At 33.0% G+C, this 26,448-nt stretch carries 34 protein-coding genes; 21 read left to right on the forward strand and 13 right to left on the reverse strand.

Going from position 1 to position 26,448, the window contains the following annotated elements; genetic code table 11:
• Nucleotides 1-20 precede the first annotated feature (20 nt).
• The 7 genes from C794_RS09125 (at nt 21) to C794_RS09155 (ending at nt 6,934) form a co-directional block, all read left to right on the forward strand.
• Nucleotides 21-377 carry a VOC family protein gene (locus C794_RS09125; RefSeq protein WP_017796829.1) on the forward strand — a complete coding sequence of 119 codons (357 nt, stop codon included), beginning with the start codon at nt 21-23 and terminating at the stop codon, nt 375-377.
• Between the two features lie 28 nt (nt 378-405).
• Nucleotides 406-1,044, forward strand: a complete 639-nt coding sequence (locus C794_RS09130; RefSeq protein WP_017796830.1) for an HAD family hydrolase — start codon at nt 406-408, stop codon at nt 1,042-1,044.
• Nucleotides 1,045-1,056: 12 nt separating this feature from the next.
• A complete protein-coding gene (locus tag C794_RS09135) occupies nt 1,057-1,674 on the forward strand; it encodes an NUDIX hydrolase (protein ID WP_017796831.1) in 618 nt (205 codons plus the stop codon).
• A 112-nt stretch (nt 1,675-1,786) separates the two neighbouring features.
• Nucleotides 1,787-2,710: an ABC transporter ATP-binding protein gene (locus tag C794_RS09140; protein ID WP_017796832.1), complete on the forward strand. Its 924-nt coding sequence runs from the start codon at nt 1,787-1,789 to the stop codon at nt 2,708-2,710.
• A complete protein-coding gene (locus C794_RS09145) occupies nt 2,703-3,569 on the forward strand; it encodes an ABC transporter permease (protein ID WP_017796833.1) in 867 nt (288 codons plus the stop codon). The genes C794_RS09140 and C794_RS09145 overlap by 8 nt, the downstream gene beginning before the upstream one ends.
• Nucleotides 3,570-3,688: 119 nt before the next feature.
• The gene (locus C794_RS09150; protein WP_017796834.1) at nt 3,689-4,813 is read left to right on the forward strand and encodes a serine hydrolase; all 1,125 of its coding nucleotides are present in this window, start codon (nt 3,689-3,691) and stop codon (nt 4,811-4,813) included.
• A gap of 105 nt (nt 4,814-4,918) precedes the next feature.
• Complete coding sequence (locus C794_RS09155) at nt 4,919-6,934, forward strand: copper-translocating P-type ATPase (RefSeq protein ID WP_017796835.1); 2,016 nt, start codon at nt 4,919-4,921, stop codon at nt 6,932-6,934.
• A 68-nt stretch (nt 6,935-7,002) separates the two neighbouring features.
• Here C794_RS09155 and C794_RS09160 read toward each other — a convergent pair whose 3' ends face one another.
• Entirely contained in the window at nt 7,003-7,848 is an 846-nt protein-coding gene (locus C794_RS09160) for an SDR family oxidoreductase (protein ID WP_017796836.1), read from the reverse strand.
• Between the two features lie 132 nt (nt 7,849-7,980).
• Here C794_RS09160 and C794_RS09165 point away from each other — a divergent pair, with 132 nt between their 5' ends.
• The 11 genes from C794_RS09165 to C794_RS09210 all read left to right on the forward strand — a co-directional run bounded on the left by C794_RS09165 (nt 7,981) and on the right by C794_RS09210 (nt 14,729).
• Nucleotides 7,981-8,424 carry a GNAT family N-acetyltransferase gene (locus C794_RS09165; protein WP_017796837.1) on the forward strand — a complete coding sequence of 148 codons (444 nt, stop codon included), beginning with the start codon at nt 7,981-7,983 and terminating at the stop codon, nt 8,422-8,424.
• 66 nt (nt 8,425-8,490) lie between these two features.
• Nucleotides 8,491-8,871, forward strand: coding sequence for a hypothetical protein (locus C794_RS09170; RefSeq protein ID WP_017796838.1), 381 nt, complete (start codon nt 8,491-8,493; stop codon nt 8,869-8,871).
• Nucleotides 8,872-9,020: 149 nt separating this feature from the next.
• Nucleotides 9,021-9,551, forward strand: coding sequence for a GNAT family N-acetyltransferase (locus C794_RS09175; protein WP_017796839.1), 531 nt, complete (start codon nt 9,021-9,023; stop codon nt 9,549-9,551).
• Nucleotides 9,552-9,656: 105 nt separating this feature from the next.
• Nucleotides 9,657-10,058 carry a hypothetical protein gene (locus C794_RS09180; RefSeq protein ID WP_017796840.1) on the forward strand — a complete coding sequence of 134 codons (402 nt, stop codon included), beginning with the start codon at nt 9,657-9,659 and terminating at the stop codon, nt 10,056-10,058.
• A gap of 32 nt (nt 10,059-10,090) precedes the next feature.
• Nucleotides 10,091-10,282 carry a hypothetical protein gene (locus C794_RS20695; RefSeq protein ID WP_139136328.1) on the forward strand — a complete coding sequence of 64 codons (192 nt, stop codon included), beginning with the start codon at nt 10,091-10,093 and terminating at the stop codon, nt 10,280-10,282.
• Between the two features lie 83 nt (nt 10,283-10,365).
• On the forward strand, nt 10,366-10,692 hold the full coding sequence (locus C794_RS09185) for a DUF3221 domain-containing protein (protein ID WP_017796841.1): 327 nt from the start codon (nt 10,366-10,368) through the stop codon (nt 10,690-10,692).
• 20 nt (nt 10,693-10,712) lie between these two features.
• Nucleotides 10,713-11,231 carry a ClbS/DfsB family four-helix bundle protein gene (locus C794_RS09190; RefSeq protein WP_017796842.1) on the forward strand — a complete coding sequence of 173 codons (519 nt, stop codon included), beginning with the start codon at nt 10,713-10,715 and terminating at the stop codon, nt 11,229-11,231.
• Between the two features lie 68 nt (nt 11,232-11,299).
• The gene (locus tag C794_RS09195) at nt 11,300-12,130 is read left to right on the forward strand and encodes a GNAT family N-acetyltransferase (RefSeq protein WP_017796843.1); all 831 of its coding nucleotides are present in this window, start codon (nt 11,300-11,302) and stop codon (nt 12,128-12,130) included.
• Between the two features lie 198 nt (nt 12,131-12,328).
• The gene (locus C794_RS09200; protein WP_017796844.1) at nt 12,329-13,300 is read left to right on the forward strand and encodes an SDR family oxidoreductase; all 972 of its coding nucleotides are present in this window, start codon (nt 12,329-12,331) and stop codon (nt 13,298-13,300) included.
• A gap of 13 nt (nt 13,301-13,313) precedes the next feature.
• Entirely contained in the window at nt 13,314-13,478 is a 165-nt protein-coding gene (locus C794_RS20835; RefSeq protein ID WP_017796845.1) for a hypothetical protein, read from the forward strand.
• A gap of 183 nt (nt 13,479-13,661) precedes the next feature.
• Nucleotides 13,662-14,729, forward strand: a complete 1,068-nt coding sequence (locus C794_RS09210; protein ID WP_017796846.1) for a saccharopine dehydrogenase NADP-binding domain-containing protein — start codon at nt 13,662-13,664, stop codon at nt 14,727-14,729.
• 584 nt (nt 14,730-15,313) lie between these two features.
• Here the strand turns inward: C794_RS09210 and C794_RS09215 are convergent.
• Together C794_RS09215 and C794_RS09220 are read right to left on the reverse strand one after the other, a co-directional pair.
• A complete protein-coding gene (locus C794_RS09215) occupies nt 15,314-16,843 on the reverse strand; it encodes an FAD-dependent oxidoreductase (RefSeq protein WP_017796847.1) in 1,530 nt (509 codons plus the stop codon).
• 107 nt (nt 16,844-16,950) lie between these two features.
• Nucleotides 16,951-17,190: a 4Fe-4S dicluster domain-containing protein gene (locus C794_RS09220; RefSeq protein ID WP_017796848.1), complete on the reverse strand. Its 240-nt coding sequence runs from the start codon at nt 17,188-17,190 to the stop codon at nt 16,951-16,953.
• A 133-nt stretch (nt 17,191-17,323) separates the two neighbouring features.
• On the opposite strand from C794_RS09220, the gene C794_RS09225 reads away from it, so the two are divergent.
• Nucleotides 17,324-18,514 carry a M14 family metallopeptidase gene (locus C794_RS09225; RefSeq protein ID WP_017796849.1) on the forward strand — a complete coding sequence of 397 codons (1,191 nt, stop codon included), beginning with the start codon at nt 17,324-17,326 and terminating at the stop codon, nt 18,512-18,514.
• Here the strand turns inward: C794_RS09225 and C794_RS09230 are convergent.
• The 9 genes from C794_RS09230 to C794_RS09270 form a co-directional block, all read right to left on the reverse strand.
• The gene (locus C794_RS09230) at nt 18,505-19,056 is read right to left on the reverse strand and encodes a histidine phosphatase family protein (protein WP_017796850.1); all 552 of its coding nucleotides are present in this window, start codon (nt 19,054-19,056) and stop codon (nt 18,505-18,507) included. The two genes, C794_RS09225 and C794_RS09230, sit on opposite strands and share 10 nt — an antisense overlap.
• A 132-nt stretch (nt 19,057-19,188) precedes the next feature.
• On the reverse strand, nt 19,189-19,392 hold the full coding sequence (locus C794_RS09235) for a DUF6501 family protein (RefSeq protein ID WP_017796851.1): 204 nt from the start codon (nt 19,390-19,392) through the stop codon (nt 19,189-19,191).
• 39 nt (nt 19,393-19,431) lie between these two features.
• Nucleotides 19,432-20,391, reverse strand: coding sequence for a peptide-methionine (S)-S-oxide reductase MsrA (gene msrA, locus C794_RS09240; protein WP_017796852.1), 960 nt, complete (start codon nt 20,389-20,391; stop codon nt 19,432-19,434).
• 79 nt (nt 20,392-20,470) lie between these two features.
• The gene (vrrA, locus tag C794_RS09245) at nt 20,471-20,992 is read right to left on the reverse strand and encodes a VrrA/YqfQ family protein (RefSeq protein ID WP_017796853.1); all 522 of its coding nucleotides are present in this window, start codon (nt 20,990-20,992) and stop codon (nt 20,471-20,473) included.
• Between the two features lie 218 nt (nt 20,993-21,210).
• Complete coding sequence (locus C794_RS09250) at nt 21,211-21,438, reverse strand: YozE family protein (RefSeq protein ID WP_017796854.1); 228 nt, start codon at nt 21,436-21,438, stop codon at nt 21,211-21,213.
• A 22-nt stretch (nt 21,439-21,460) separates the two neighbouring features.
• Nucleotides 21,461-22,231, reverse strand: coding sequence for a twin-arginine translocase subunit TatC (tatC, locus tag C794_RS09255; protein WP_017796855.1), 771 nt, complete (start codon nt 22,229-22,231; stop codon nt 21,461-21,463).
• 64 nt (nt 22,232-22,295) lie between these two features.
• A complete protein-coding gene (locus tag C794_RS09260) occupies nt 22,296-22,466 on the reverse strand; it encodes a twin-arginine translocase TatA/TatE family subunit (RefSeq protein ID WP_017796856.1) in 171 nt (56 codons plus the stop codon).
• 160 nt (nt 22,467-22,626) lie between these two features.
• Nucleotides 22,627-23,118 carry a dihydrofolate reductase gene (locus tag C794_RS09265; protein ID WP_017796857.1) on the reverse strand — a complete coding sequence of 164 codons (492 nt, stop codon included), beginning with the start codon at nt 23,116-23,118 and terminating at the stop codon, nt 22,627-22,629.
• A gap of 53 nt (nt 23,119-23,171) precedes the next feature.
• Entirely contained in the window at nt 23,172-24,125 is a 954-nt protein-coding gene (locus tag C794_RS09270; RefSeq protein ID WP_017796858.1) for a thymidylate synthase, read from the reverse strand.
• A gap of 164 nt (nt 24,126-24,289) precedes the next feature.
• Here C794_RS09270 and C794_RS09275 point away from each other — a divergent pair, with 164 nt between their 5' ends.
• Nucleotides 24,290-25,324 (forward strand): C40 family peptidase, encoded by a 1,035-nt coding sequence (locus C794_RS09275; protein WP_017796859.1) that lies wholly within the window; start codon nt 24,290-24,292, stop codon nt 25,322-25,324.
• Between the two features lie 10 nt (nt 25,325-25,334).
• Here C794_RS09275 and C794_RS09280 read toward each other — a convergent pair whose 3' ends face one another.
• A complete protein-coding gene (locus C794_RS09280) occupies nt 25,335-25,937 on the reverse strand; it encodes an HD domain-containing protein (RefSeq protein ID WP_017796860.1) in 603 nt (200 codons plus the stop codon).
• 294 nt (nt 25,938-26,231) lie between these two features.
• Here C794_RS09280 and C794_RS09285 point away from each other — a divergent pair, with 294 nt between their 5' ends.
• Nucleotides 26,232-26,432, forward strand: coding sequence for a cold-shock protein (locus C794_RS09285; RefSeq protein ID WP_011066143.1), 201 nt, complete (start codon nt 26,232-26,234; stop codon nt 26,430-26,432).
• The last annotated feature ends 16 nt before the right edge of the window (nt 26,433-26,448 follow it).

A 26,448-nucleotide genomic window follows, 5' to 3' on the forward strand; every position in this document is an offset into this window, starting at 1 on the left:
GAATTAAAGGAGGAAATTTCATGAGTTTATTTAAAGAAATTGGTGATGTGTTTTTACACGTAAATGATTTAAAGCAATCCGCAGAATGGTATGCGAAAATTTTAGGGAAGCCCAATCCAGAAGTAAATACTTCTCACCCCGTACATTGGTTTGGACTTGGAAACAGAGGGGTGTTATTAGATGATAACCGAAATAATTCGGATTATATAAGACCCTCTTTTATGTTATTGACTGAAGATATCGACAGCGCTTATGATTGGATTAAAGAAAATGATGGTATCATCGAAAAAGAGATTTCTAGAGATGATATGGTTTCGTTTTTTGTCTTCTCTGATATGGATAAAAATATGATTATGGTCTGCGAACAACATCAATAATAAACGAAAGCAAAGGTGAGTTATAGCTATGGTGAAAACTATTCTGTTTGATTTTGATGGAACAATTGCAAATACTCTCCCATTGTGTTTTGAGGCATTTAGAACAGTATTTAAAGAGTTCGACCATATTTCTTTGACTAATGATGAGATAAAAGAGATGTTTGGTCCATCTGAAACAGAAATAATTCAACTAAATGTTAAGCATCCAGATAAATTACAAGCGATTGAACGATTTTATGAAGTATATGAAGTATTACATCAATCATATGTTAATCCGATGGAAGATCTTCACAATCTATTGGATGAATTAGATACGAATGGTATGAATCTTGGAATTGTTACGGGTAAAGCCAAAAGAAGTTTAGATGTCTCCTTAAAACAATTAAAAATACAATCAAATTTTGATGTAGTCATAACAGGAGATGATGTAATTAATCCGAAACCCAATGGAGAAGGTGTAATCCGGGCAATGGAAGAATTAAATGTTACACCGGAAGAAGTAGTGTTCGTTGGAGATAGTGAAGCAGATATTTTAGCTGGAAAAGAAGCCAATGTAACTACAGTTGGAGTTCATTGGAGTGCAGAAGTTCAATCTGCTAATTTCACTACGAAACCAGATTATTATTTTACTAGAATAGATCAGTTTAAAGTTGAATTATTTAAATAAAAGGAGACATCAATGAGTTATAAATGGTTACAGTGGGCAAAAAGGATACAAGCTATATCACAATCTGGTGTTAGTTTTACACAAGATAAATTTGATCAAGAACGTTATCAGGAACTTATAAAACTAAGTGCAGAAATAATCGCTGATTATAGTGATTATAATATGGAAGCGGTTGAACAGTTATTTCTATTAGAACAAGGTTATCAGACACCTAAAGTAGATGTTAGAGGGGTAGTTTTTAATAAAGATAAAATACTCCTAGTAAAAGAGGAGATTGATAATAAATGGTCTTTACCTGGTGGCTTTTGTGATGTTGGATTATCCCCAAGTGAAAATGTTATAAAAGAAATTCAGGAAGAAGCTGGACTAGAAGTTCAAAAAAAGAAATTGATGGCTGTATATGATATGGAAAAACATCAACACTCACCCCAACCATATCATTATTATAAATTTTTTATACATTGTGAAGTTTTAGGTGGAGCTTTAGCAGAAGGAATAGAAACGATAGATGTGGATTTTTTTGATGAAAATAGTCTGCCAAGTTTATCTGAGGGAAGAAATACTCTATCACAATTGAAACAAATGTTTCATTATTATCGTAATCCAGAAGAACCTACCTATTTTGATTAAGATGTAAAATAACCTCTATTACTTTTTAAGATAGAGGTTTTATTGATTTTTGAAACTTTTATTAATCGTCTTTCGTATGAAAAGTTGTAGAAAAATGTTAGGGGGTATCATGTTGTCAAAAGCAGCAATGGAACTAAAAAATGTTTCGAAACAAATTAAGAAAAAAGAAATCATCAAAGGGTTGAATTTTTCCATTGAAAGAGGAGAAGTATTTGGATTTGTAGGTCCGAACGGAGCGGGTAAAACGACGACAATTCGTATGATGGTTGGCTTGATGAGTATTTCTGAAGGAGAAGTATTGATTCAAGGGAAATCAATTCAATCGGAGTATAAGGACGCTATAAAAGAAGTTGGCGCAATTGTAGAAAATCCGGAGATGTATCCGTTTCTATCTGGATGGAAGAATTTAAAACAATTTGCCCGAATGATGCCAGATGTAACTGATGAACGAATAAAAGAAGTGATTCGATTAGTAGGTTTAGAAAAAGCGATTCACGAGAAAGCAGGACGTTATTCTTTAGGTATGCGTCAACGCTTAGGAATCGCACAAGCTTTGTTGCATCGTCCATCCATTTTAATTTTAGATGAACCTACCAATGGATTAGATCCGGCAGGTATTAGAGAAATAAGACAATACATACGTGCACTTGCGGAAAAAGAAAATGTAGCAGTCATTGTATCTAGTCATCTATTAACAGAAATAGAATTAATGTGTGATCGAATTGGTATTATTAAAAATGGAGAATTAATTGCAGTTGAATCTGTACGAAATGAGTCTAATGAAGAAAATATAAAACAAGTGATGCAAATCACTACGGATAACCCTGATAAAGCGCAAGAAATTCTTTCCGGTAAAGAATCATTATCCATTCATAAAGAAATCGACTCTATTACAGTGAATTGTGAACGAGATGAAATCCCATCTATTTTAAAAGAACTACTTAATCAAGGAGTACTTGTCTATGAAGTACAACAAGTAAAAGGGTCTCTAGAGGATAAATTCTTTGAACTGATTGGAGAGAATGTAATTGAGTAATTTTATTAATTTAGTCAAAAATGAACAAATCAAAATCTATCATTTAAAATCTACCTGGGCAATGTATATTCTTCTTGCTGTATTTGTTATTGGAGGAGCACTGATTAGTAAATTTTTTGGGCAAGAAGGTGTGGTTAGCTCTGACTTTCAACCCAATTTACATGATTATTACATGAATACACTTGGTGAAGTACCAGCTTATGATGCTTGGGCCTTTCTATATGAAAATATGTTTCTTATTTCAGTTATAAGTCTATTTACAATTATTATTGCATCCAGTATCATTTCCAACGAGTTTAAATGGGGAACGATTAAGTTATTATTAATACGCCCTAGTACACGCGCGAAAATACTATTATCTAAGTATGTTTCCGTGTTCTTATTTGCCATTACGATTATGATATTTATGATGATTTCTTCATTTCTAATCGGGTTAATTATGTTTGGTATAAATGGGGCCAATCCTACTTTAGTAGTCGAATCCGGAATGAGTTTCACAGAAACTACCTATTTAGCCCAAATACAAAAAGATATGGTGATAGGTAGTGCTTCGTTTATTCTCATAACTACATTGGCATTTACGATATCTACTTTATTCCGAAGTAGTGCAATGGCAATCGGAATCTCGATCTTTTTACTTCTATCAAATCAAATGATTGCATTCTTTTTAAGCCAATATGATTGGGCGAAATACATTCTATTCTTAAATATGGATTTAAATCAGTATACCGCAAATGGTACTCCATATATAGAAGGAATGACGTTAGGCTTTTCGATAACGATGTTAATTATTTACTATATTATTTTTATAGCTATTTCGTGGTTTTCGTTTACGAAAAGAGATGTTGCAGGTAATTAAACTTCTCTAGCTAGTTTGATAGTACAATTTCATATCTATAGCAACAACAGAGTAATAGTTCAACATTCAAACTTCTATATGTTGGACTATTATTTTTACAACAAATAAGGAGTGTGGGGATGGGACGTACATTTAAGATTTTTAGTTTATTACTGTTGCTTTGGTTAATCGGTTGTTCAAAAGAAAGTACGCAACAGTCTAAAGAAGAGGATAAGAAAGATAATGGTGGGGAAAATGATCCGATTATCAAGTTCATTCAAGATAATAAGAGAAGTGAGAATGTAGCTTTTTCAATGCATTGGAATGACCAGAATGTAGTAGATATTAATTCAAATAAAGCTTTGCCTCTAGCAAGTACTGCAAAAATTATCGTTGCGATAGAATATGCCAATCAAGCAGCGGAATCTCTAATTGATCCGAGAGAAGAAATTGCTTTAGAAGAATTGAATAAATATTATCTTCCATATACCGATGGTGGTGCTCATGAAGCTTGGTTGGATCAATTTGAAAATAGCACGGAATCTGTTTCATTAGAAGAAATTGCTAAAGGAATGATTGGATATAGTTCGAATGCAAATACAGACTATCTTATTGAAAAATTAGGTCTAGATGCCATTAATAATCGAGTTAATGAATTGAATTTAACCCACCACGAACCACTGTATCCATTTACGAGTACATTGTGGATTGGACACCATTTATTAAATGAAGGTGTCGAAGAAGAGGATTTAGTTGAATCATTACGAAATATGAGTGATGAAGCATACCGAAATACATCGAGAAGGATATTTGATGAGTGGCAAAAGACTCCTCTTACTGATCAAGAAAAAATGGACGGTTTAGAAGTTTTAACCATGGATATTCAACGAGTTTGGTCAGATAGATTACCAAAAGCATCTACGAACGACTATACTCAGATTATGAAAAAACTAAATGGTAAAGATTATTATTCAGAACAAGTTCACTCCTATTTAGATCCCGTAATGGAACAAATGATGAATAATCCTGTATATCAAACTGTCGCAGAACATGTTGGTTTTAAAGGTGGTTCAACAGCATTTGTCTTGACAATGTCTATGTATGCTACAGATAACAAAGGAAATCAAATGGAGATGGCCTTCTTTTCGAATGATTTAAATTCAGAAGAATTTGAGCTATTAAGTGAGCAGATAAGTAACTTTCAAGTGAAATTACTTACAGAAGAAACATTCCGTGATGAGGTTCAGGAACAATTAAATAAGTAATGTATATAAAAATCTTTTCTTCTAAATATAAACGGAGGAAGAGATTTTTTGTTTTGTTTATCAAATACCCTTACAGGGTATATTATGAAGTGAGGAGGGATAAACATGAATCATGAACATAACCATCAACACAGTACAAATGAATATAATAATCATAGCTCCCATAGTCATGATAGTCACCATGAACATATGATTGCAGATTTTAAGAGACGATTTTTTATTTCTTTAATTTTAGCGATTCCAGTCATCATTTTATCTGATATGATTCAAATGTTTTTTGGATATACATTATCGTTTTATGGAGATCATTGGGTAGAATTCATTCTTGCAACGGTTATCTTTTTCTACGGTGGATGGCCATTTTTAATTGGACTATTCAATGAGTTAAAACAAAAATCACCTGGTATGATGACATTAATTGGCTTTGCTATTTCAGTTGCGTATATTTATAGTGTAGCCACTGTATTTGGTGTCGAGGGTAATGACTTATTCTGGGAGCTTGCAACATTAATTGTGATTATGCTTCTTGGACACTGGATTGAAATGAAATCCATTAATAAAGCATCCGAGTCATTAGAGGCGCTTGCAGACTTAATGCCACAGGAAGCAAACAAAATTGATGCAGAAGGTAATACAAAAGTTATTTCTGTTTCTCAATTACAAACTGGAGACCACCTTTTAATTAAACCAGGAGAGAAAGTTCCAGCAGATGCTGTGATTATTAAAGGAAAGTCTTCCATAGATGAGTCAATGTTAACTGGGGAATCTATACCAGTAGAGAAATCTGTCAAAGATGAAGTAATTGGAGGATCCATTAATACATCAGGTTCGCTAACTGTGGAAGTTTCCAAAACAAATGAAGAAGGTTATCTGTCTCAAGTTATTCAATTAGTAAAAGAAGCGCAAGAAAGCAAATCGAAAACGCAAATGTTATCCGATAGAGCAGCAAAATTGCTATTTTATGTCGCTGTTATTGCCGGTATACTTACATTTATCATTTGGCTTGCGTTAGGATATGGACTTGCAGAAGCAACTACGAGAATGGTTACGGTATTAGTCATTTCATGTCCACACGCACTAGGGTTAGCAATTCCATTAGTCGTAGCTCGATCAACTGTGTTATCTGCTAACAAAGGTTTGTTTATCCGAAATAGAATTGGATTTGAAGATGCTAGAAATATTGATACAGTTGTTTTTGATAAAACAGGAACATTAACTAAAGGGGAGTTTGGTGTAACGGATATCATTACGGAAGGCAAACAATCTGAAGAAGATTTGTTGCGAATAGCAGCTTCGGTAGAATCGCAGTCTGAACATCCTATTGCAACAGGGATTTTGAATAAAGCGAAAAATAGGAATATCGATTTTCAATCTCCTGATGAATTTGATTCTATTACAGGTACGGGAATAAAAGCGGTATTAAACAATGAATCGATTCTGGCAGTTAGCCCTGGTTATATGAAGAAGGAAAACATACCTTTTGATAATCAAAAGTTTCAAGAGTTATCTGAAGCGGGAAAAACAGTCATTTTTATAGTGAAAAATGATTCGTTAATCGGTATGCTTGCGTTGGCGGATCAGGTAAAAGACTCTTCCAAAGAAGCGGTAGCTCGTTTACATGAACTTGGTATCCATGTACAAATGCTTACAGGGGATAACCAAAAAGTGGCTCATAGTGTAGCAGAAGAAATTGGTATAGACGAAGTTATAGCACAAGTATTGCCAGATGAAAAGGCAGATAAAATAAAACAATTAAAAAATGAAAATAAACGAATTGCAATGACCGGTGATGGAATCAACGATGCTCCTGCATTAGCAAATGCAGATTTAGGTGTAGCAGTTGGGGCAGGAACAGATGTAGCTATGGAAAGTGCGGATGTCGTATTGGTCAATAGTCATCCCGATGATGTTGTTTCAATCATCGAGTTGTCTCGGTTAACTTACCGTAAAATGATACAAAATCTTTGGTGGGCAGCAGGATACAATATTATTGCAATTCCATTAGCTGCTGGTATATTAGCCCCGTGGGGTGTTGTATTAGATCCTGCTATTGGGGCGGTACTCATGTCGTTAAGTACGATTATTGTAGCGATTAACGCGAGAACGTTAAATATGAAATAATCAAAATAGAGCTATCTCACTTTGAGATAGCTCTATTTGTTTTATGGACTAACTTCTTCTATAGCTTTCTAATTCAGTCCGAGCTCTTTTATGCTCCAATTCCATAATTTTTTAGCTTCATTTTCATTCACTTTTTTATATTTTGTAGGCTGTAATTTCTTTTTGTAAAAGTATCTACCAGAAAGGTGATCAATTTTAGACTCGGTTGCTAAATAAATAGCGGTTTCTGCGCCTTCTTCTGATGTAAGAAAGAAGGGACGGAGTAGGCTGTGTACTTTTTCACCAAACCCAGTTCGTCTGTCTACACCAAGGCTTGTTGAAACCGCACCTGGATGTAGGGCAAACGTAGATACGTTCGTACCTTCTAAGTGTTTATTTAACTCAAGTGTGAAGAGTATATTACATAATTTAGACTGTCCATAACCTTTAATTACGTTAAATGAACGATTTTTAAAATGCATATCATTATAATCTAGGGTTCCCGCTTTATAGGCTCCAGAAGCAACATTAATAATTCGAGCTTGATCCGATTTTTTTAACACATCTAAGAGAAGATAGGTAAGCAAGAAATGGCCGAGATGATTAACACCAATCATTGATTCAAAACCATCTTCTGTTCTGGTATGTTTAAGCGAAACAACACCTGCATTATTGATTAGCCCATCAATCAAATAAAAGTTTTCTTTTATTTGATCTGCAAAATTATAAATACTTTCCATAGAACCTAAATCACATTGATATAATGAGATATTCGTTGAGTTGCTTTCCGCCATTGCTCTTTCTTTTGCTTCGTTACCACGCTTGGTATCTCTACATGCCATAATTACATGAATACCTTCTTTTGCAAGTTCTATCGTCGTTGCTAATCCCATCCCAGCGTTTGCGCCGGTTACAATTATCGTTTTATTTTGCATGCAATTCTCCTATTGTTTAGTATAAAAGTCTATACCCGTATTAATAAACTTTAAAAAATATTGGTGAACCATGATATTATTATTATAATGGATATATTGAAAAAATTAAAAAATTAAGGAAGTTATTTTACGATGAATGTACATATTGAAGAGGTAACAAAAGAAAACTGGCGAGAGATTGCGACGTTATCAGTTGGATCTCATCAACAACATTTAGTGGAGAGTGTACCATATTGTATAGCAGAAAGCTTTATCGAACAATATACGATTTCTCTGGGATTGTATGATGATGATACACCTATAGGGTATGCAATGGTAGGATTTCACTCCAAGGAAAAGCAAAGCGCATGGTTTGATCGATTTATGATTGCTGCAGCACATCAAGGAAAAGGATATGCACATCTATATATACCGTTAGTCTTGGATTATATAAAAACTACCTATCAAGTAAGAACGATAAAGTTAAGTATCATATCTACAAATTATGTTGCAAAACAATTGTACGAGAAGTATGGGTTTGTGCTTACAGGGGAGACAGATCCGGAGGGAGAACTAATTATGGAACTATCCGTTTAAGATAGCGCTTTCTAAGGCAAGTATGTTATTTGGTTGTACAAGTAAAATATGAGGAGTATCCAACTATTGAAAAAGAAGATATTTATCACTTTACTTATTGTTAGTGTTTGTATAAACATTTATTTTTTAGGAAAATGGTTATTAATAGATCAATGGTATGTAGCAAATGAAGAAGATGAAACAATACTTGGAGAAATGGTAGTAAAAGCAATAAATTCGAACGATTATAGAGATGTCAGTGAAAGTGAACAAATTATTAGTATTAAAACTTCAGTAGACCGTAATAAGGGAGGAGTATTTCCTTATCATTATGATATATCTGTGTTAACGGATAAACAGACTCATATATTTAGTTGTGAAGATGATCGTTGTACCAAAGTAGAAAAATATGGTGAAATGTATTCAAATTATCGGGATGAAAGGTCGATATTACCATTAGGCAAATAATTTACCGTAACTATATTATGTCAACTAAAAAAGGTGAGCGATTAAAGAATTAGAATATGGTATGAAAAGGACAATTGATATGCCATCGATTGATTAATTTTTTAACATTATATATAAGTTATGTAGATACTGATAGGGGGCTACTTATAATGTTATTTTACGGGAAAAGAATTCGATTAAGAAAATTGTCCAATGAAGATGTCTCTATCTATCATAAGTGGAGAAATGATATAGAGGTCATGCAGTTTACCAATCCATCTTTAGATGTTTTCAGTTATGATGATACTGAAAAATTCGTCAATAGCATAACTGAATCTCATAATTCTAAAGGATACATGATTGAAGAAGTTAAAACTGGTAAAACAATTGGTGTCACATCGCTGATTAACATAGATTATGGAAACCGTAACGCAGAATGTATCATTGATATAGGAGATAAAGATTACTGGGGAGATGGATTTGGTCGTGAATCTTTCAAGCTTTTATTGGATTTTGCTTTTAATGAATTAAATTTGCATAAAGTATATCTTCGAGTTTTTTCTTTCAATGATCGAGCAATAAAATTATATAAAAATTTAGGATTTGCGGAAGAAGGAAAATTGAAGGAGCAGCTTTATCGAGATGGGGCCTGGCATGATATCAATTTCATGGGGCTTTTAAAAAGAAATTATAAGGAATAACACAATAGTATTTATGGTCCGTATGTAAATAAACTTGAAGTATCACTAAGGAATTACCACTTAGCTGGACACAAGATTGGTATGTATATGAGGTGAGTTAATCAAATGTTAGAGAAAATAGTGTTAAGGGATGAGAGTGTATTGCATTTTCCAAGAGGATGTAATAAAGCACCACGAAAAGAATCACTCGTTCAATTTTATGCCAACATATTAGAAAGTCGATCTAGTAATCTTAATCAATTCGTATCTCCTTCAATTACATGGAAAGAAATTCACAATACTTTCATAGAAGGAGCGGAGATCATAAATGTTTGGCTGATTGAGCGACATAAAGATATAGAAGAAATGTACATAGAATCCGTCATTACACATGGAAAAGAAGCAGCGGTTAAAGGAACGTATACATCAAACAATGAGCTAACCTATTTTTGTGATATATTCGAATTTAAAAGCGCAGGAAGACAAGCGCCAATTATAGAAGTGACTTCATTTAGAATGAATGAGTAAAATATAAGTTAGGGGATCGGGATATAGAAGTAATGACAAAACAACGTATAATAGATATTACTGTATTTATCATTGTTTTAGCGGTTCTTTGGTACATTATGGGTAGAGCTTTTCTGTATTTTACTTTAAGTACACTTACTATTTTTTCTTCTATATTTTTATTTTTAATACTGCCAATTATTATTACCATACTAATTTTAATTGTATCAAAACTGTTAGATTAGATGGAAAATTGCGACAAAGTGCCATTTTTCAGGGTGGTGAACGTTTGTTCTGTTTTTTATGGTATAGGGAGGAAAAGAGTGCTATGACAAGGAAAATCAGTTTTTTAACCGTATTTTTCTGCATAATATTATTAATCGGATGCTCTAGTAATCTAACGGGTTATATTGTTGGGATAGAAGACAATGATATTTATTTTTTGGACGGTATCACGCAGGAAGAATATAAAGAATATCAAGATAAATCAATCCAACAGTTATTAGATGATAATAACTCTTTAATTGTTCTAAATTATGATGGTAACGAAGAACTCGAACTTGGTGATTATGTAAAAGTAAAATTAGACGGAAATATTATGACATCTTACCCAGAACAAGCAAATGCAAAGGATATAACTATAGTTCAAGAATAATATAGGAAGGGATATTATTTATGTCTGCAAATAGCCAAAAAGAAGCTCTGTTAAAAGATAGCGAGGAAAATTTTAAGAAGTTATTTGACATAATTGAGTCAGTACCTTACAGAAAAAGAAAAATCTCTATTGAAACGGAAGAAAGAGATAAGAATTTCCGCGACGTCTTAATACATTTATACGAATGGCATGCGATGCTTGAGCGGTGGTATAGAGAAGGAATGCATAGTGATGTGCCTTCAATTCCTGCTCCTGGATATAAATGGAGAGATATTAGCCAATTAAATATACGAATTCGAGATAGCTATCAGGATGTAACAATAAATCATGCGATAAAAAAGTTAAAACTAAGTCATGACAGAGTGATGAAATTAATTGAGTCGCATTCGGACGAAGAAATAATGACAAAGAAATATTATAAGTGGACGAAAACAGGGAATCTCTATGCTTATTTTGCAGCAAATACTTCCCAGCATTACAAATGGGCAATAAAAAAATGTGAAGTGATTGCCAAAGAGATTATGAAAAAAGAAAATTAATAGATTAACGTGGTAGTGATATTTACTGTGGGAACACAACTGTAGTTAAAAAGGGGAGCAAATAATTAATGATTACAGAATTAAATAGTTCAGAATTTTATAGATGTAAAGCGCTTTTAAATGATCACGGACAAATAGAAGCAAAAGCAGTTGTTGAAAAAGTCAATCCTGGTCGCATTTTCGTAGATCATATTCATTCTCCCACTTCAGGAATTATTTGGTTAGGTAATAATGATGGTTTTATCTTTATAGGGAATGAGAGCAACAAAGAATTTAATTCCAACTTAAACCAATTCATTGATACAGTAATTATGCGAGAAGCACTAAAGGTAGGCTTAAATTGGTTTGAAGCTATTGGAAATCATAATAAATGGGATGAAACGATTAAAAGAGTCTTTGAAAATCGTAATATTGGAAGCTGGAATCAGAGAGTTTATTCATTGCAAAAAAAAGATTACAAGGACAACTATATACAACCTATTGCACAAGGATATAGCATTGTAAAGATTAGTGAAAAGCTCTATAACAATAGTCCTCGTTCAATAGAAAACATGGATTTTTTTCTTTCGAAAATACTAGAATTTTGGTCTTCTCCTGAGAAGTTTTTACGTAACGGTATTGGTTATTGTATTATTTATAAAAATGAAATTGTAAGTGTCTGCTTCTCTGGTTTTGTAGCTAATAAGATTCATTGTATGGATATTGAAACGCTCGAAGAACATCGAGGTAATAAGCTAGCTCAAAGGGTAGCATTAACTTTTGTAGAAGAATGTATGGATAAACATCTGATTCCGTATTGGGATTGTATGGAATCTAACAAGCCTTCGATTGCAGTTGCTGAAAGTATTGGACTTAAGAATGTATTTAATTATAAGGGGTATGAATTTAAGTTAGAATAATTTTTTCAAAAGAATTAAAATACATAAGATTGCTATTAAAGAGTGAAGAAGAAAACTGATTCACCAAAAATACTATATATTATCTTTTAGATAATCAAGGTTTATTTATCTATCAGTGTACATGAATATAGGTAAGTGAATAGTACAAGGAATGGTTCGCATATATTAAATAACCGCTTTATTTAAAGGAGGTTAATTATGCCTGAAAGTAATCCCGAAAAAAATATAGTCGACTTACAACAAGAATTTTTGGATCATCTTCGCAATGTACCTTATCCGCAATATCCACATTATGGAAAAATTACTCAATTTGAAGAAGTACCATTATCTAATCCTGAACAAAGACAATTACGACAGCCTGGAGTAGAGGAATTAATGGTTCCTTTACCAATAATAGAAAATCCAAATTATAAAGGTAGTGAAAAGCTTAAAGGAAAAGTAGCGCTCATAACAGGAGGTGATAGCGGAATTGGGGCTGCTACTGCCATTGCTTTTGCTAAAGAAGGTGCAGATATAGCAATATCCTATTTAGATGAACATAATGATGCAGAAAGAACAAAAAAACGAATTGAGCAGTTGGGGCAAGCATGTTTATTGTTGCCAGGAGATTTGGAAGACAAACAGCATGCAAAAGGAATTGTTGAACAAACAGTGGAACGATTTCGTGGGATTGATATAGTCGTTAACAATGCGGGTATCCAGTTTCAACAAAATGAATTAGAAGAAATATCTGATGAACAATTTGAACGCACATTCCATGTGAATTTCTTTTCGCACTTTTACACAACAAAGGCGGCGATACCTTATTTAGAACCAGGGAGCTCAATTATTGGTACAGCATCCGTTGTAACATACTCTGGTCAGACAGATCTTATTGATTACACTGCAACCAAAGGAGCGATTGTTGGTTGGACCAGATCATTGGCATTAAATGTTGTAAAAAAAGGAATAAGAGTGAATGCAGTTGCCCCTGGACCAGTCTGGACTCCGTTAATTCCATCCAGTTTTTCTACTGATAATGTAGCTATATTTGGTTCAAATAATCCCATGCAGCGTGCCGCACAACCATTTGAATTGGCTCCTACTTTTGTTTATCTCGCTTCTAATGATTCCAGTTATGTAACTGGCCAGGTACTTCATGTGGACGGGGGGCAGTCTACAAATTCTTAAAAGGGGTTTTTTTATGAAATATACATTTTCAAAAGAAGTTTATTGGCTTCTGGAACCTTATTCAGAAGAAACAGTATCTGTAAAATATCTTGATACTTCATTTTATTTACCTGTAATTGGAATGCGTCCACCGTTTTATTGCTATCCAGAATATGCGTTTAATTATCCTGTAGTGTAAATAAAAATAAGAGGAGGATGGGCATATTAAAATAGTGTGCTACTTGCCAATTGGTGAGTAGCACTTTTATAATTTTGCTACACAATAAGAAATGAGCAATGTCACAATAATACTAACAATATTGTTCAATATAGTATAATAAACTAAAGTAATAGTATTTTTCTCGAAAGCAGGTATAAGCTTATGGTGAAGATTATGGTTGTAGGTGCTTCTGGCTCGTTAGGTCAACTAATTTGTAAAGAAATTATAAGGATATTTGATAAACCATTTGAACTAATCGTTACAGACTATAAAGAAACCCGAGGTGAGTTATTTGCTTCTTCTTTGAAGCACAAATACACTTTTTTTAAGAAACTAGATATTAATAATGAAGAAGAAATACATAAAACGATAGTAAATTTAGATTTAGTTATTGTAGCCATTGAACAAAAACACCCAATGGTACAAGAAAAGTGCATAGAAAAACAAATTATGTGTATCGATGTAACTCCATATCAACCGTTCGTTGATATGGTTCTAATGTTAAATAGTAAGTGTGAAAATAATCAAGTTGCATCAATAGTAATGTCAGGTTTTTTGCCGGGGTTATCAGGATTAATGATAAAAGAGGGGATAAGAGGTTTTCAAGAAGTGGAAGAAGTAAATTTAGGATTTTTGCAGAGCACAAATGCAAAGGTAGGTGTTACGGGCATCGTTGATATGTTGTCTATCGTATCCGGCCCTGTAGATTTGAACAATCAAATAATTAAAGGTTTTTCTTTTAAAAAACGTATGCAGTTTTATAAAAAAGACAAGCAAAGTAATGTGAGGTTAATTCATCATGCTGAACAGAAGCACTTGAAAGAAAATCTAAAAATAAATAATTTGAGATATTGGACAGCATGGGATCAGCCGATATTTAATAAAGCCATATCACTTTTCAATAAAACTGGCTTCATAAATTTTATTACTCAAGCTCAATACAAACATACCTTGAGTAAGTTCGTTAAACATAACCCTCGAAAAAGCGAAAATGCCTATTTAACTGTCGAAATTAAAGGGAAAAGTAATAACGTTAAACATTCAAAACTTTTGCAGTTAGTTACACCTTCAGACTACTATACTACGGCTATGATAACAGCTGCGCTTAGCAATATTTTACTCAAGCATAATTTATCGGGTGCACGCTTTCCATTTCAGATAACAAACCTCGATAACATATTAAGAACAATTAAATCAGATAAAATACAGTTAAATATTAGGGATATATAGAGATTTTAAGGTGTTATCTAACAATACCAGCTAGTAGCCCTTAGGGTGTTCAAGAATAGGACGCGGTAATTGAATAAACGTGCTGCTGAAATGTGCAAGATTGCTTAAGAAGAAAGTCAGTTATTAAGAAGTATAGGAATATACATTATAGGTGTTGGTCAAGTAGGGAAGCAAAAGAATCTGAGAATGAGACATATAATTTTATCTTTAAAACGGCAATTGATCAGAACGATAAGAGAGCTTGTTAAAAAATAGAAAAAGTAATATTTGATGAAAATTACTATAAGAATCGTACATACGGTACAGCAAGAGCAAAATATACAAACAAGTATGGAATTGGTTTTAAAGAAGATGGACGTCAGCTTAAAGACTTGAATGACAAGGGTAAAGCAATTAAATGTTAGTTTTTTGTGCAACAAAAAAGTATATATATATTTTCTAGTTTACATAATATTTATTATAGGAAGTAAACGAAAAACAATGAAATCTTGTCTCATAATCAAAGTTAACTCTAGATAGTGAGACAAGATTAAAATTTAACAGGATTTAACAGCGATTTTCAAATAGATATAATTTTTAATTGATTAATCATCTATTGATATATTTTTTAAAGGTTGCTTTGCTGGACCTTCAATCACTTCTCCTGTGTAATTATATCTTGAACCGTGACACGGACAATCCCAAGTTCGATCTTCTTGATTCCAATTTACTTCACATCCTAAATGTGTACAAGTTGTATCAACGCTATAAATATTATCTTGTTTATCTTTATATACACCAATTCTAATTCCTTTATTGTGTGTAATCATAGCTTCATCCTGATTTAAATCGTCAACTTTTGTATCACCTGTAAAACTGAATTTCCCTTTTATAAATTCCTTCGCTGTATTCGCGTTTACGGTAAATAGCTTCTTGATCATTGGATCAGCCTTGAACCTACTTGGTGATAGTAATTCACGGTATTGATTATTTTCATGCTTCAATATATAACTTGCTAATACATTTGCGGCTAATGTTCCGTTTGTCATGCCCCATTTTCGATAACCTGTTGCTATAAGGATACTTGGGTCCCCATCTGTAATTGGACCGATATAAGGAAGTTTATCTAAAGTTGTAAGATCTTGTGCAGACCATCGATAAGCAATATGATTTACATCAAAATATGTTTTTGCGAACGATTGCAACTCTTCGTAATGAGCTATCGATGATTTTCCTTGTCCAGCTCGATGATTTTCACCAGCAATTATTATATAATCCTCGTTATCAATGGTTGCTGATCGTACAGATCTTGTAGCAGATTCGACATTAATATACATTCCTTTTACTTTCGAATCGGTTTTCCCAGCAATTACATAGGAGCGCTCTGCGTACATACGTGTGAAATATAATCCTTCATTATCATGAAATGGAAAGTGGCTTGCAGAAACAACATAATTACAAGTAATTCGATGGTCTCCTTTTGTAATTACTGTTGTGTGCTTATTTCTCTCTACTTCCATAGCGACGGTATATTCATAAACTTCTAATCCGTTATTAATTGCATCATGAAGTAAGAAATGTAAATATTTTAATGGATGAAATTGAGCTTGACCAGGCATTAATAATCCTTTTTTTATTGGGATTTGAATCGGTAAGTTATCGACTAGTTCTGCTTTAATATCCAGTACATTATATGCTTTGAATTCATTTTCAATTTTATCTACATAATAATAATCATTCGTATACAAATAAGCATCTTGCTCTTCATAACCGCAGGCTATACCTTGTTGTTGTATCGCGTTTTTTATAAAATTATTCGATTCTTTAGCAGCTTGATAATATTTTAATGCAACTTCTTCCCCAAGGTTTTTAATTAGTTCATCATAAATTAATCCATGTTGTTCTGTGATTTTTGCTGTCGTATGTCCAGTTGTTCCATTTAATATATTATCTGCGTCAACCAATATTACTTTAACTCCCTCTTTTGCTAGTAAATAGGCAGTAGTGATCCCTGTTATCCCCCCACCGACTATACAAACATCTGTTTTCACAGATTGCTGCAACTTATCGAATTTAGGAAGGTCAACATTTTTTCTCCATAATGGTTCTGCAGATGACAATGGTTTTTCTTTCATTATTCGGTCTCCTTACTCAAGAATTTATGTAATATCATTCCCTTCTAATGATTCTTTACTCAAAAAAACACCTGTTTCCACATGGAAATCAGGTGTTTTTTTACTATTTATCGATTTTCAAAAAATAGACGGTTTAGCGAAATATATTCATTTTCTTCTTCTGGAACTTCGTCTTCCATATAAATTGCCTCTACAGGGCATACAGCTTCACATGCACCACAATCAATACAAATATCCGGATCAATGTAGAACATGTCTTCGCCTTCTTCTATACAATCAACAGGACATACTTCAACGCACTCTCCTGCTTTTTCCGTTTTACAGGGTGACGTAATAATAAAAGCCAACGAATTTCTCCTCCTTCTTGCCGATGTTGTCAGATATTATCCTATTATAACTCATTATGTCTTAAAAATAAATGAATCATTCATTATCCAATCGCATCATAACATATAAAAAGCCGTATGAAAGGAGTTAAATATGCAAATTACTATTCGACCTGGAGACACTGCCTGGTATTATAGCCAATTATTTCAAGTACCGTTAATTCTTATTGAGACTTCAAATCCTGATAAAAATATTTTATCTTTAACGATTGGACAATCATTGGAAATTCCGGGGTATATGTTAAATGAATATAATGTACAGACAGGTGACAGTTATTGGTCTATTGCAAACCGTTATCAATTACCAATAGATAGTATTGAAATTGTGAATCCAAATAGTAACCCACAAGACCTTCAACCTAATCAAACTATATTGGTACCAGTAAGAATACAAGACTTACTTATAAATGATATCGATCAATATACGTATGAGAAATTTATACAGGATTTAACAATGTTACAACAAGTATATCCATTTATCCAACTAAGAAATATAGGGAATTCCGTATTAGGAAAAGATATTATTGAATTACAGATTGGGTCAGGCTCTAAACAAGTGCACATGAATGGCTCATCCCATGCAAATGAATGGATTACAACCCCGGTATTAATGAAGTTCATAAATGATTACGTGCTTGCTTTAACGAACGGTCAAACAATTCGCGGGTTACCGATGTTGCCATTCTATCAACAAACGCAACTATCCATTGTTCCGATGGTGAATCCTGACGGGGTAGATCTGGTAATCTTAGGTGCAGATGCTGCAGAAGAGTTTCGAGATACTGTGTTAAAAGTTAATAACCAAAACCCTGATTTTTCCGATTGGAAAGCAAATATACGAGGAGTAGATTTAAATAATCAATATCCTGCCCTATGGGGTGTTGAGGCAGAAAGAAAACTAAGTTCACCACAACCTAGAGATTTTCCAGGCTATGCTCCACTTACAGAACCAGAAGCTATAGCTATCACAGAACTAACGGGAGAACGTGATTTTAGTAGAGTAAATACACTTCATACCCAAGGAGAAGTAATTTTCTGGGGTTTTGAAGGATTAGAACCGCCTGAATCTTTAACAGTTGTAACAGAATTCGAAAGAGTGAGTGGATACATCCCGATCCAATATGTAGATAGTTATGCTGGTTATAAAGATTGGTTTATCCAGGAATACAGGCGTCCTGGCTTTACATTAGAATTAGGTCAGGGAACTAACCCGCTTCCAATCAGTCAATTCGATGAAATCTATGAGCAAACCTTAGGTATACTAATAGCAAACCTTTATTTATAAATAGATGTTAATTTCATATCTTTACTAGAATTAATATCCAAAACGTATACATCTGGGTTCCCAAGCGTTTTCCAATCTTCGAAACCAAAATCATTATTGTATTGTTGAAATAAATGAGACAATATATTGCCATGACTAACGATGATAATGGTATCTAATCCAGGATTATTCATTAAAGGAGTCAAAACTGCGTTTGCTCTTTGTAAAAGCATAGATGCAGATTCACCACCTGGTAAATAGAATTCAGGATCTTCAAAAGACTGTTTTAATGCGTCCATCCAATCTTCTGTTGGCTCAGCACATAATACTCGTTCTTTTAAACGATCATCAATATTTATCTCTATATTTAGTTGGTTAGAAAAAGGTTTTATTGTGTCAATTGCCCGTAAATAAGGGCTTGACCATATGCCACAGAAAGATTCATTCGTATTTTGAAGAAATAATGATAACTCTTTTGCTTGTTGCAAACCGGTATATGTTAAAGGAGCATCAGGATGTTGTCCTTCTGCAGAACAGTGTCGAATGAAATATATTTTCTTCATAGCAAAGTCACCTCATTATTCTAAATGTTACGTATCTTCATCAGTATACCATGAAAAACTAAGAAAGTTTACTATTTAATAAAACAACTTTTTGGAACATAGATACAAAAAAACAGGGGCATGTCCCCTGTTTTATAGTTCTTTAAAATATTCTTTATGAAATCCTGCCATTCGATTGCTATTATCAATCACAAAATAAAACTCTTCCGTTTCATTTTTTACATCATAACGTTTGCCAGGAGTTAATTTGTTTTCTACAATATATTTTTTTGCATTCGCATGCACACATTCAATTTGTTTTATAGTTGGTCGGTTCTCCCAATTTAAGTGAATCATAAAGGTTCTTCCTTTCTAGTTTACATAATATTATTATCGTTAATCAAATAAATACAAATATTTACTATAACCTTCTTCTTCCATCTTTTCTTTTGGAATAAAACGCATCGCTGCAGAGTTCATGCAATATCTTAGACCGCCTTTATCTTGAGGTCCATCTTCAAAAACATGTCCTAAGTGTGAATCTGATTGTTTACTTCGAATTTCTGTACGCACCATTCCATGTGTTTTATCTACCTTATCTTCTATTTGATAAGGGTCAACTGGTTTTGTAAAGCTTGGCCAACCGCACCCAGCATCATATTGATCCTTAGATGAAAATAAAACATTACCTTTTATAATATCGACATAAATTCCTTCTTGAGTATTGTTCCAGTATTCATTGTCAAATGGACGTTCTGTTCCATTCTCCTGTGTAACATGATACTGAATTGGAGTTAGCTTTTCTTTTAAATCACTTTTATTAATTGTATTTTGCCAATTATTTTTAATAAAATCTTGTCTTCCTGATCCTTTTTTATACATCCTGTAATGGAAGCTGCGTTTTTTATAATAATCTTGATGATCTTCTTCCGCTTCATAAAATGGTTTAGCTGGAAGAATCGGCGTCACTATTGGCATTTTAAAGCGATTACTCTCATCTAATGCTTTTTTAGAATCCTCAGCTATCTTTTTTTGTTCTTCCGTATGATAAAAGATAGCTGACTGGTATGATTCTCCACGGTCATTAAATTGGCCACCAGCATCAGTTGGGTCAATTTGTTGCCAAAAAGTTTCTACCAATTCTTGATAAGACATTATTTTAGGATCAAATGTAATTTGTACCGCTTCAACATGACCTGTTGTATTCGAACACACTTGTTCATAGGTTGGATTTTCTACATGTCCTCCTGTATAACCAGAACGAATATCTATAACACCTGGTCGTTGATCAAATGGCTCTACCATACACCAGAAGCAACCTCCTGCAAATGTAGCTATTTCTGTTTGTTTAGACATGTAACTCCTCCAGTCATATTTAATAAATCAGTTTATCCCTATTTTTCCCTTTTTAATAAAAAAAATCAAGCGCAAAGCATTATATATATAACTTTGGAGTAGATATCCCTGATTTCTTTTCTTTAACGTACTTTGGTGGATTGGTATTTGCGTCAGTCTCTTTATCTAAAGATTGATTTAAATGTATATTTTTAGTTATATCCTCTTCTGTATTAGAATCTGTATTTTCAAATGATTTATTTGAGGTATTCTCATCTTCCTCATTGGAGATCTCCTTAAAGGCTTTCATCATTTTATACATACTAGGAAGATTTTTAACCATAGGACCGTATTCCTGAATTAACGGTGCTGTAGATTGCAATATTCCTAAAAATTGTTGGACGCCTCCTAAGGTTTTAGATAAAGTTTGTAAACCACCAGAAGATGCCGCTCCTAATCCACCTACTGATTTGCCGCCTCCAAAAGAGGATAATAAACCAGCAAATCCTCTAGAATTAGTTTTACCTCTCATTTGATTATTGTTTAAAAACGGATTTCTATTTTGTTGAGGGTGCATAGGTTCAAAAGGTTGTTGTTGTCGTTCGGATGGTGGAAAAACCATTCTTATCCCCCTTATCATGATGTTCTACCTATAGATTACGCTATTACACTATAGAATGTGTAGGCTTGATTTAGAAACATTTCCCGGGAAACCGCATGAAATGGCATAATATACAAAATTCAGCATGCGCAGGCAAACTATTTGTCGAAAAAGTAAAAAATTAATCAAACGTTTGTTTGAATTATTAATAGATGTTCTTTATATAAAAAAGCAGCTCTTTAATGAGCTGCTTTTTTCCATTCGTATTCATTCCATATAGAATCGAATGCTACTATTGCACTTGGAAATGGGCTATTCCATTCTAAATAATCACTAATTTCATCATAGCTATTGGAGTGTTTAGGGAAATTATGATCTCGAAACGCCCATTCTGCGAGTTCTGAGTTAACATCCTTTTGTAACTTACCTCGATAGGTCATTAAAAACTGATAGAATGTTTGTTCCATCTGTGCTCCCCCTCTACTATTATCATTCATTCATAAATGCTTCATGCTTTTCTTGTTTCTTTTTATAAACTATTTTAGATAAATAAATACTAATTTCATAAATAACCATAAGTGGAACTGCAACAACAATTTGTAAAATAAAATCTGGAGGTGTAATTAATACACCAATAACAATCAATACAAAATAAGCATACTTACGGTTTTTCCTCATGAAATGTGGTGTTAATATTCCTAAACTTGTTAAAAACATTGCTATTAAAGGTAGTTCAAATAGAAATGCAAAAGGTAAAGTAATTTTCATTAAAAAGGTAAAATATCTATCAACCGTGAACATGATATTAAACATGTCTTCGTTTAGTGATAGCAAGAATGGAAATATTAGATGAATGAAAATGAGATATCCAAATATAAGTCCAATAATAAATAGTAAGAATAATGCTGGTATATAAGATAATGATATCTTTTTCTCACGAGAAGTTAAAGCTGGACTTATAAAAGCCCATATTTGATAAGCTAGAACAGGAATTGTCCCGACTATGGCAACCAAACCTGCCATTGAGAAATAAACCCAGATAATTTCTGTTGGACTAATTGCTGTTAATTCAAGATCTATATCATTAACGAAAAACCAGTAAATATCTTTCACATTTAGAAAACCTATAATAAATAGTATGATAAATATTACGGCTGTAACAATTAATCGATTACGCAATTCGGATAAATGTCCTACTACATTCATTTCTTTTTCTGTACTTTCCGTACTATTGGTATATTGATCTTCAGGTGTTGACATGTACAAGCACTCCTTATGTACGACATAAAAGAAGATGTAAGGGTATTTCCCCTACACCTCCATTTCATTGTTTCTTTTTATTGTGGTCATTCATAATATCTTGACTAGCATTTTTAAATTCTTTTAGTGTTGTTCCAAAAGCTCGTCCGATTTCAGGTAACTTATTTGGCCCAAATACAATTAATGCTACAATTAAAATCAAAATTAAGCCTGGAAAGCCGATATTACTAAACATCAAGCATCACTCCACCGTCGTAGGTATTTTAATAACATCAATTGTTATTATATTTCAGTATTAAAATCGATACTACCCAGAATAATCCATTAAATACATCTCTCTACTTTAACTTTATACATATCATAGCACGATTAGAAATAATTAAACAAGTTATTCATTAAACTTTTCGATCATATTGAATGAAGTAGTAATCATACGGATTTTTTTCATCTTTTTCACCTTTAATTTTAGATGATACTATCCAGTCTTCCTTATTAAATTCAGGAAAAAATGTATCTCCGGTAAATGAATCATCAATCAAGGTGATATACATCCGATCTGCAATATCCATAACTTGTTTAAATAAGTTTGCACCACCGATTATAAAATATTCTTCTTTCGGATTCTCCATGTTCCACTTTTTTATTTTGTCAATATGATGAATTATTTTCACATTTTCATACTGCACGTCCGTTCGCTTGGTTAAAACAATATTTTTTCGGTTTGGTAATGCGCCACCCATTGATTCGAACGTTTTTCTTCCCATAATTATAGTATTACCTGTTGTCTTTTCTTTAAAAAAACGTAAATCTTTTGGCAAATGCCAAGGCAATTGATTATTAACTCCAATTACATGATTGCGATCCATAGCAAGTAATAACGAAATCATATTATATCCTCAACTTCCTATTTTAGATTCATTGACTAGTATCTATTTTTTTACTATACAGCAATCGGTGCTTTAATACTCGGATGAGGATTATAATTTTCAATCACTAAATCATCTAAGTCCATTTCAAAAATAGATTCTTTGTCTTTATTGATTGTTAGTTGAGGGAAATCTCGGATTTCCCTTTCCAGTTGCGTTTTGACTTGTTCAACATGGTTAGAATATATATGTGCGTCTCCAAAAGTATGTACGAAATCACCTACTTCTAATTCACACTCATGTGCAATTAAGTGAGTGAGCAAAGCATAACTAGCTATATTGAATGGTACCCCAAGAAATACGTCCGCACTTCTTTGGTAAAGCTGACAAGAAAGCTTTCCATTTGAAACATAAAATTGGAATAATGTATGACATGGAGGTAGTGCCATTGTTGGAATATCTTCAGGATTCCATGCTGAAACAATATGTCTCCTTGAATTAGGATTCGTTTTAATGGAATGAATCACATCTTTTAACTGATCTATTGTATCGTTCTGAGTTGTTTTCCAATTTCTCCATTGTTTCCCGTATACAGATCCTAAGTCTCCGTATTTGTTTGCAAAAGATTCATCTTCAAGAATACGAGTTTTAAAGAGCTCCATTTGTTCTTGATATTGTTTATTAAAATTCTCATCTTCTTGACTGCGTAAGCCAAAATTCGTCATATCAGGACCATGATAATCAGCACTATTTATCCATTTTTCAAAAGCCCATTCATTCCAAATATTATTATTGTGTTTTAATAAATAACGAATATTCGTATCACCTTTTATAAACCAAAGTAGTTCACTTGCAACTAAACGGAATGGAACACGTTTCGTCGTTAGAAGAGGAAATCCCTTATTTAAATCAAATCGAATTTGATGTCCGAATATAGAATGTGTCCCTGTATTGGTTCGATCTCCACGTTGTTCTCCAGTCTCAAATATTTGTCTACACAAATTTAAGTATGCTTGTTCACCTTGCATTGTAATCTCTCCTAACAATATTGGAAATATAGATTATTACTTCTTAAATGATTTAATTATAACAGAAACTAGTCCTCTTTTGTTACATAAACGTAAAACATAAGCTCTTAGATTTGGACATAAAATTAGAGTAAAGCTAGGTTTTTCAAAGGAGGTTCTCAAATTTGAATACCACTTTAGAACAAATAATAAAAAATTCTATTGTATATACATATGTTGCTAGTCAACCATTTGTTGCGATGACTGGATTACCAGCCGATACAGAAATATCTGAACAAGTCGTACAAAGCGGTGATCATATTGAAACATCGAATGCATTAATAAAAAAAGAAGATATTTGGTTTGGTGAAAATTGGAACACGGAACAATATAGTATTACTCTAGATCAAATAGCTTATCAAATAGATGATGAAGGATTTAATGATGCACTTAGTATTACTGAATTAGAAGAAATGAAAAAAGCAGATTCTCTTTCTATAATTGAAGATAAAATAAACTCTATTCAACCAGGAATGAAGTCAGGTGAAATAAAAGAAGTCCAAAAGGCGTTAGTTACTCTGGATTATTATTCAGGTGAAATAGATGGTATTTATGGCCCTTTAACCCATGATGCTCTAGTTAGCGTAGAGAAAGATTATGACTTATCATTAGTAAGTACACAACAAGAGGAAAAGATTCAAGAAATCTATTTTGCTTTGGAGTCATCAACTATAGAAGAAGATTCCCAAAGTTCAAATGTAGAAACAATTGAGAGTGATGAATCATCCAATACTGAAAATAATAATGAGTCAGCCGAAGAGAAGAGTCAGGATCCCTACTACTCGAAACAACTCGAAGTAAGTGGAAATAAACAGCCTGTTATTAAAGCTGCTAAATCTTTAGTCGGGACCCCTTATGTTTATGGTGGTGACGGGCCTGGAGGTTTTGATTGTAGTGGTTTCATTCAATATGTCTATGAAAGTAATGATATCGTAATCCCTAGAACGGTTAGCGAGATATGGAATTTTAGTTCTCCTGTTGACAGTCCTTCAATTGGTGATATCGTATTTTTTTCAACCACACACTCAGGACCATCTCATGCAGGTATTTATATTGGCGATGGAAAATTTATTCATGCAGGTTCATCTAGTGGCGTAGTTATTACCGAGTTATCCAATCCATACTGGGAAGAGAGATATATTGGTGCAAAACGTATCTAAAAGTAAAAGGTTACTCCCCTTCCCATTCTTTGTAGAATTGATTTAGGAAGTTTTCGATGTATTGATGACGCTCTGCTGCTATCATTCTACCTGTATTTGTATGCATCGAATCTTGTAATAACAGTAATTTCTCGTAAAAATGGTGAATGGTAGAACCAGTTGATTTTGTTGGTTCATAAATAGTACGCTGTTTCGAACCTCCATATGCAAATGCTCTAGCTATGCCAATTGCGCCGAGTGCGTCTAATCGATCAGCATCTTGAACTATTTTTCCTTCTATAGTAGTTGGTATAACGCCTTTAGAATATGAAGTAGTATCGATAATCATCATTATAGCTTCAATTTGAGAATGTTGTAATCCTAATTGTTTAAGGAACTGTAAAAGCTCATTTAATTCTTTTTTTGGATTAGTGGTTAATTTATGATCAGCTATATCATGAAGCCATGCAGCTGCCATGGTTATAAATAGATTGGCATCCTCTTCTATAGCGATTTTATTCGCATTTTTCACTACTCGTTCTAAATGAAAATAATCATGACCAGTAGTCTCATTTGAAAATTTCTGTTTTACATATTCGCTAATTTTATCTAATTGATTATCTTTTGAATGCATTATTTCCTCCAAGATTAATAGAATATAAAATTACTTTATCATTCGTATTACTATTTGTAAATTTTAGTTAATTCATCTAAAATTAAACCCATTTCCTTGACTGATTTGTTTGAATAGGCTAATATTAGTAACAAGCAAAGAAGATGTACGGAATCATTAATTACCTAGGGCAACTTCTATAGAAGTGGATGATTTATGATCCGTACTTCTATAGAAGCAGCCCTTTTTTAATATTTCGTTGGTCAACTTTGTAATAACACGCGTTTTACGTGGAAGTATTAGGAGGAAATTTACATGGAAAACGGAGTAGTAAAATGGTTCAATGCTGAGAAAGGTTACGGATTTATCCAACTTGAAGAAGGTAATGATGTATTCGTACACTATTCAGCAATTCAAGAAGAAGGCTTTAAGTCTTTAGAAGAAGGACAAGAAGTTTCCTTTGAAATTGTTGAAGGTGAACGTGGTCCACAAGCAGCAAACGTTGTTAAAAAATAATTTCTTATATATATAG

The organism is Oceanobacillus kimchii X50, from assembly GCF_000340475.1.
Taxonomy (GTDB): Bacteria; Bacillota; Bacilli; order Bacillales; family Amphibacillaceae; genus Oceanobacillus; species Oceanobacillus kimchii.